The 274-nt window shown below is 60.6% G+C and carries 1 protein-coding gene; it reads right to left on the reverse strand.

Annotation, left to right across the window (positions count from 1 at the left end; translation table 11 throughout):
* On the reverse strand, positions 1-153 hold a 153-nt coding region (locus QSV46_RS39720; protein WP_314964094.1), incomplete at its 3' end, for a CoA transferase.
* Positions 154-274: the final 121 nt, after the last annotated feature.

Raw genomic sequence — 274 nt, forward strand, 5'->3', positions numbered from 1 at the left:
GGCCGGGCTTTCCCAAAGGGGACCGGATGGCGGATCGATATGCACGACCGTGGCGCCAAGATCCGCGAGGATCATCGCCACTGCTGGGCCGGCAATGTACTGGCCGAAATCGACGACCTTTACGCCGAAGAGAGGAAGGCTCGAACGTTGCATCGCTATTGCTTCGTCGGTTTGGTTCGGGAGCAGCGCTGCTCGCGCAAGTTGATGGGCCGCGGATCTCGCTCCGCGTTTCCCAAGGGTACGATGACGTGTCTGTCACGCATTGCTATAAGGC

Origin of the sequence: Bradyrhizobium cosmicum (assembly GCF_032290525.1) — a bacterium.
GTDB lineage: Bacteria > Pseudomonadota > Alphaproteobacteria > Rhizobiales > Xanthobacteraceae > Bradyrhizobium > Bradyrhizobium cosmicum_A.